Here is a 6,470-nt window from a genome sequence, read left to right on the forward strand (position 1 = left end):
GCCCGCGTGCCAGCGCGCCCACAGGTTACCGGCCCGGCAACACTTCCAGGTCCACGGCGCGCAAGGCTTCCCAGAGCCGCTCGTCGAAACAACCCGCCACTACCCGGTCCTTTACCCGCACCTTCAAGGTTAGCGCCGATGCAAGGTGAATGGCGTCAAAGCCCCTCAAGCGGTGTTTTTCTGCCAGCTCGCCGGCGAACCTGGCAAGGGAGTCTGACACTTCCAGGGCCAGATACCGCGGCCAATCGCTTTCCAGTGCCGCCACTACCTGGCGGTAGTCCTTCTCGTCCAAAAGACCGTCTCGTAAGCCCCGGGCCAGCGCAGCCCGCGCCTCGGGATAGGCCACTATGCTGGTGGCCGCAACCGCAGCTTCGCCCACCAACCGGCGGACCGCCTCCGAGCCCGGCTCCAGGACGTAGAGCTTCACCAGGGCGCTGGTGTCCAGGTAGCAGATCACCGGCGGTCCTCCGCGACCAGCGACGCGATTGACGCCTCGCCGCGGACCGGTGCCGGCGCTGCCATACCCTGCGGTTTCCCCCCGCGCCAGGAGGCCATCCCCTGCTCCACTAGGGCCAGGACGGGGAGTTGCTCGTTTCCCGGAACCGGCACCAGCTTGGCAACCGGGACGTTGCGCTCCGTAATTAGGACCGTCTCCCCCTGTTTGACGCGCCTCAGATACATGCTGAAGCGGTTTTTGACTTCTCTGATACCCGCCTCCACAGAACCACCTCCAGTGGCTACATTATAGCCCGTAAGAGGCCACATTTCAACAGGCCCCAACCTTTCGAGGGCACGGCTGGTCCTGTGCGAGCACCTAAGATGCCGTGACCAAACCTCCCCAAGAAATTTCTTAGTGCCCCGCGAAACTTTTCCCCGTTTCCATCGTGATTCCTAACAGAGCCCGCAAAGCGCCGGGCTGCGGAGAGGAGTCAGTACCGTGAACTGCCGGCAGGCCGAAAACCTAATATCCGCCTACCTGGACGGGGAGCTTGAAGGCGGGTACCGCGCCGAGATCGAGGCACACCTGGCCTCCTGCCCGGCCTGCCGCCAATACGCGGAGGAGCTGGAGGCGGCCCAGGCCGCCCTGGCCGGCATCTTCGCCGCGGCCGAGCCCCCGGCGGACCTGCTGGAGCGGGTGATGGCCCGTGTCCGCAGCGCCGGGGCCGAAACCCCGGTATCCCGGCAGGCGGCCGCTTTTTCGGGCTGGCGCCGGACCTTCGCGGTCGCGGGCCTGGCGGCCGCCGTGGTGCTGGCCTGCCTGCAGTTCGGCGAGGCGCGGCTGAACCCGTTCTCGCGGCCCGTGGCCCCGGTGCCCCAGGTGGCGGTGAACGAGCCGGCCCAGCCGCAGCCGGTCGGGCCGGGCAGGCCCGCAGCTCCGGAGGTCGATACCTCCCCTGAGGTTGAGACCTCCACGCCGGCGGCGGAAAGTCCCGCGCCGGAGGCGGGCGCTCCCGAAGCGTCCCCCTCCGGGGAGACGGCCACGCCTGAGGCCATTCAAGGCGGCGAGGCTCCGGCGGCCGGGGAGAAGCGGGGCGAACCGTCCGGCAGCATCCTCACGGACAAAGAGGTCCGGGCCGCGGCCGGCGAAGTGCGGGTGGCGTTAGCCGATACCGCCGCCGGGCCGGCCAAGACCTTCCTCAGCCATGCCCGGCACCTGCGAACCACCGTGGTGCGGCTGGGCGTGGAGGACCTTGAGGCGGCGCGGGCCGGGGTAACGGAGACGGCGGTTGCGTGCGGCGCGGTTTCGGTCGACGAGGCCTGGACCTACCAGGACCGCCAGATGATCCTGAGGGTGCTCCTGCCCGTGGGCAGCGCGGCCCGATTCGCGGCCCAGGTTTCCACCCTGGGCGAGGTCCTGGGCCGGAGCACGGAAACCGCGAACGTAACCAACGAGTTCGAGCGGCGCCTGGCCGAATACCGGGAACTCTCGGCCAAAGAGGATCCGCAGAGCAAAACGCTGGCCGAGGCGGCCGAAAAGGTCCTGGAGGCCCTGGACCGGGAGAGCCTGGAGGCGGGCCGGGAAGTGGTCAACGTGTGGCTCCAACTCCGCTAGCCCCATCGGGCGGGCGGGGTGGGCATAGAACTTTCCGGAAAAGGGGGTATGCGGTCCCGGAGGGCGCGGGCAGGCGCAGCTCCGCCGGCGGTGGGCGCCTACATAGGAGCCGCCGGACGGGAGGCGCGGGCGGCGCGGTCCGGGAAAAAGGGAAGTGAAACGCGGAGGAATTCTCAGCCTGCAATGTGGACGCAGCTCGAGGGGTGAAGAGGGCCGCAAGGCTCGGAGCAAACCGATCAATTCCAAATTTCGGGAGGGAGAATTGAGTGAGGAAGACGCGCAGTAAAGCGGTATCCATCCTGGTCGCGCTGACCTTCCTGCTGACCATGGTCTTCGCCTTCGCCGGCCCGGCCGCGGCGGGCACGACCTACTCCGTTAGCAGCGCGCCGACGGTGTCGGACACGACTAACCAGCAGGCCGGTACCATTTATGTTAACATGTCTCCCCTTGCTGAATACAGTACGGCGCTGCTGTCGTTGCCTACAGGCGTCACGCTTGACAATGTCAACGACGTTCAAGTAGCGACGAGCAGTTCCGTAGTAGCCAATGTATATCCCGTGGCGACCACACCAACCGGCGCCATTAAGAGCGTGAGGCTTGAGGTCGCCCCAAGTTCTGGTATTGTAGACACGGCATGGGTTACCTTGGCATTTGCCGATGTAGATGTGGACACGGGCTACACCGGAGACATCACCGTGACCATCACAGGCCTTAGCGGCCAACTTCCGGATGGGGACGTCGTGATAGCCACGGTCGGGCCGGGCCAGGTGACGCTTGCCGCGGATGGCATGCCCACCCTTGGCGAGAGCGGAGGTACGGTCAAGATCAAGCTTCGGGAGAGCACCGCAGGTGCTCTGGTAACGGGCGCTTCCCTGAAGTTGAAGCTACCAGCGGGATTCGAGTGGGATGATACGACACTGGTGGTCAAGGACGTGACCACCGAGAATTCCGTATCAACCATTACAGGTACAGCCTCTGGCCGGGACCTGACCCTTAACGTTAGCGACACTAGTGGTAAAGGGTACTACCGTGTCGAGGTGAAGGTAGTTCCCACCTCGACCGCCAAACAGGGCGACATCACCGTGACCGTGCTAGCGGGTACCACTAAGAACTTCTCGCCCTCCTCCCTGGTGGTGGCCAAATACGGCGACTACGGCGTGACCGTCAGCGTTGACAGCACGCCGGAGCTCATCGCCGGCCGGTACGCGGCGAAGATCGGCACCTTTACTATTCAGGAGACCCTCGACGGCAGCCTGGTTGCTGGTCGTGCCGTCACCATGACCCTGCCGGAGGGCGCCAAGTGGGTAGGCTCCAGCCCCGCGAGTGCATACTCCAGCACCAACGGACTCAGCCTGATCCCGAGTTCTATATCTAAGGATGGCCGCACCGCGAAGTACACGGTCGCCCAAGGCACGGACACCAGGGCCGGCAAGGTGACCTTTAAGGACGTAGAGGTAGCGCTTGCAGTAGACTTTGCCGGCGATCTCACGATCGAATTCGGCGGCAGCGCGGGTCTGGACGAGGTGACCGCGACGGTAGCGAAGGTGATTGCGCCCATCAGCGCATCCTGCCCCGACAAGCCGGCCGAACTAATCATCGGGTTGGCGGACCAGCCGGCGGGAGAAATCCTGATCAAGGAGAGCAAGGCCGGAGCCCTTCTGTATAACAAGAGACTCGTGGTCGATCCGGGCGAAGACGTGAGGTTTGATGGGAAGCCCACGGTTACGGTCACCGAGGGCGATCTCGAGGTCAAGGCCGTCGAGGTGAGCGGCGGCGTTTTAAGCTTCACGATTTCCAGCGATAGCAGCGAGCCGAGCACCATTCGCATCAGCAACATTAAGTACAAGGTGGACCGCACGGTGGTCTACGGGGATGTCGAGGTAGCAATCAAGGGAGACGCGCTGGACGAGGTCAATGACCTAGACGTGGTTGGTGACACAAACGGCGACGGCACAACCGACGAAGACGACATGCTATTCCCGGACAATACCAAGGCTGCTACTGTAGTGAACGCTACGGTGGTTACGCCCGCGCCCACCGAGGCCGCAGTAGCCTCCACCTTCACCGTGGGTAGCACCGGCTACACCGTGGGCGGCGAGACCAAGACCATGGATGTGGCTCCGTTCATCGAGAACGGCCGCACCTACCTGCCGGTCCGCTACGCGGCCTACGCCGTGGGCGTATCGGAGGACCAGATTCTGTGGGATGCCGCCACCGCTACCGCGACCTTCATGAAGGGCGACCGGGTGGTGCAGTTCGTGGCCAACACCAACAAGATGATCGTGAACGGCTCGGCGATCACCATCGACGTGCCCATCAAGTCGGTGAGCGGCCGCCTGGTGGTGCCCATTCGCTGGGTCGGCGTGGCCTTCGGCTGCACGGTTGACTGGAACGCGGAGACTCAGACGGTGACCGTAACGCAGTAGGTTGCAAGGCAGTTTTGGGGTACCGGGCCCGGGAGGCTCCTCCCGGGCCCGGTCCGCGTTATGCAGTTCTCATCTTCTTTTCAGCCGGAGCAGGTAGAATACAGTGAGACTCAGGTTGTGCGGCGCGGGCAACTCCCGCAGCCGCGAGGGGGGGAGCGCGGTTGGTCAACAGGGCGCGCAGCATCACCCGCCGGGCGGGCGCGCTGACGGCGGTAGTCCTGTGGGTCGCACTGGCGGTCCTGGGGCAGGGGCCCGGCATGGCCCGGGCGGAGGAAGCAGCAGAGCGGGAACTCCGGCTGGAGGAAGCCATCACCAGGGCGCTGCAGGTGGATCTGGCGCTGCGATCGGCAGAGCTGTCGGTAGAGGAGAACGAACTGGCGAGGGAGGATGCGGCGGAGGCAGTGACATTCACCCCAGTGCTGGGCGAGAGTTATAGCCCCGCCTACGAAACCGCCTGGTACGGGTTGCTAACCGCCGACCTGCAGTGGCAGATGAGCAAGAAGAGCTATGCTGCTCAGGAGGACGCGGTGGTGCTGGAGACCTGCCAGAAGTACTGGGCGGTGCAGGGCGCAGAGGAAGCGGTGGAGGCAGCCAGATTGGGCCTGGAGGCGGCGGAGCTTGGTCTGCGGCGCGCCCGGGCTATGCAGGCGGTCGGGCTCATCACCGATGCGGATCTCCAGGCGGCGGAGTCCCAGGCCAAACAGGCCGAGGCTGGACGGGCCGCGGCGGAGCGGGCTCTGGAGGCGGCCTGGGAGGAACTGGCGGAGCAGGTGGGCCTGGGGTCGGGCGAGCGGCCGGTGCTGGTGGACCGTCCGGAATTCGCGCCACTGGGTGAGGTATCCCTGGGGCACGAGATCAGCCGGGTGCTGGAAACCAGCCCCCAGGTGTGGCAGGCCGAGCAGGCCCGCACCCTGGCCGAGTGGAGCCTCTCCATGGCCTACGCCACCGGCGGCTACGAGTCCTACGAAGCCCGGCAGATACAGCAGGAGCAGGTGGAACTGACCATCCAGACCACCCGCCAGGCGGTAGAGAGCGGGGTGCGGAACCTCTACCGCGCCATCCGGGCCCTGGAGGACCAGTACGCCCAGCAGGAGCGCGAGGTGGCGGCGGCTGAGGCCAGTCTGAAGGTCGCGGAGGCCAAGTTCTCTGTAGGGATGATAACCCGGTCTGAGCTGCTGGCTGCAGAGCTGGAGCTGGCCCAGGCGCGGGTGAACCTGGCGGCCACGGTGCGCCAGCACGCCTACTACCGCCTGGCCTTCCAGAAGCCCTGGGCGGTCAGCAGTTCGGGGGGCGGATCGTGACCCGATGGTGCCGGCCCGGCGGTCATGGGTGGCCGTGGCCACGCGGAGGCACCATGACGGCGCGAGAACGGTGCGGGCCGGGAAACAGAGCGAGTTAGGGGAGTCATATCGAGGCGACCATGTCCGGGTCTGGTCCCCAGCCGTACCGACGAGGGGACGGCCCTGGCAGAAGGGAGGCGCTGAAGTGCAGCGGTGGTGTCGGAACCTCGTGAGCTGGATTGCGTTGCTTGCCCTGGTTGTACCGGCGGGATGGGGCGGGGCACGCGCGGCCGTGGCCGCGGACGCGGACGTGAGCGCGTACATAACCTCGCCCACCCGGTCCGACCCGGCAAGCGTGGAGCCCGGCGACTCGGTGAGAGTCACCTTCCGCTACGAGGCGGACGAGGACGCCTGGGTGGAGGTGGCGCTGATAGACGCCGAGGGCGAGGAACTGGCGGTGGAGGAGCTGGAGTTAGTGGAAACCAGTACCACCCGCTCCAAGTCCGTGACGCTGGAGGTGCCTTCCTACGCGGAGCCGGGCGCCTGCCGGGTGGTTCTGCGTCTGGCCGACGGCACGGTGCTGGACACCGAGAGGAACGCCGTGCTGGTGACCGAGGACGTTTCCGTGCGCATAGTTTCGCCTACCGAGGACGACCCGGCCGCGGTTGAGGCGGGCGACGTGCTGGAAGTGGAGCTGCGCTACACCGCGGG

General features: G+C 66.0%; 6 protein-coding genes. 4 read left to right on the top strand and 2 right to left on the bottom strand.

All coding sequences use genetic code 11. The features are described from left to right. Positions 1 to 25: 25 nt before the first annotated feature. Positions 26 to 457: a type II toxin-antitoxin system VapC family toxin gene (locus tag NUV99_09065; protein MCR4420252.1), complete on the bottom strand. Its 432-nt coding sequence runs from the start codon at positions 455 to 457 to the stop codon at positions 26 to 28. Then, positions 454 to 720 (bottom strand): type II toxin-antitoxin system prevent-host-death family antitoxin, encoded by a 267-nt coding sequence (locus NUV99_09070; protein ID MCR4420253.1) that lies wholly within the window; start codon positions 718 to 720, stop codon positions 454 to 456. The genes NUV99_09065 and NUV99_09070 overlap by 4 nt, the downstream gene beginning before the upstream one ends. 217 nt (positions 721 to 937) lie before the next feature. Between NUV99_09070 and NUV99_09075 the strand changes: the two genes are divergently transcribed. The 4 genes from NUV99_09075 to NUV99_09090 all read left to right on the top strand — a co-directional run. Continuing rightward, complete coding sequence (locus NUV99_09075; GenBank protein MCR4420254.1) at positions 938 to 2,053, top strand: zf-HC2 domain-containing protein; 1,116 nt, start codon at positions 938 to 940, stop codon at positions 2,051 to 2,053. 266 nt (positions 2,054 to 2,319) lie between these two features. Beyond that, the gene (locus tag NUV99_09080; protein ID MCR4420255.1) at positions 2,320 to 4,479 is read left to right on the top strand and encodes a copper amine oxidase N-terminal domain-containing protein; all 2,160 of its coding nucleotides are present in this window, start codon (positions 2,320 to 2,322) and stop codon (positions 4,477 to 4,479) included. Between the two features lie 161 nt (positions 4,480 to 4,640). Beyond that, the gene (locus NUV99_09085) at positions 4,641 to 5,780 is read left to right on the top strand and encodes a TolC family protein (protein MCR4420256.1); all 1,140 of its coding nucleotides are present in this window, start codon (positions 4,641 to 4,643) and stop codon (positions 5,778 to 5,780) included. Positions 5,781 to 5,964: 184 nt separating this feature from the next. Next, a partial coding sequence (locus NUV99_09090; GenBank protein MCR4420257.1) for a hypothetical protein occupies positions 5,965 to 6,470 on the top strand: 506 nt, incomplete at its 3' end.

The sequence above is a fragment of the Clostridia bacterium genome (genome assembly GCA_024653205.1).
Taxonomy (GTDB): domain Bacteria; phylum Bacillota; class DSM-521; order Neomoorellales; family SLTJ01; genus JANLFO01.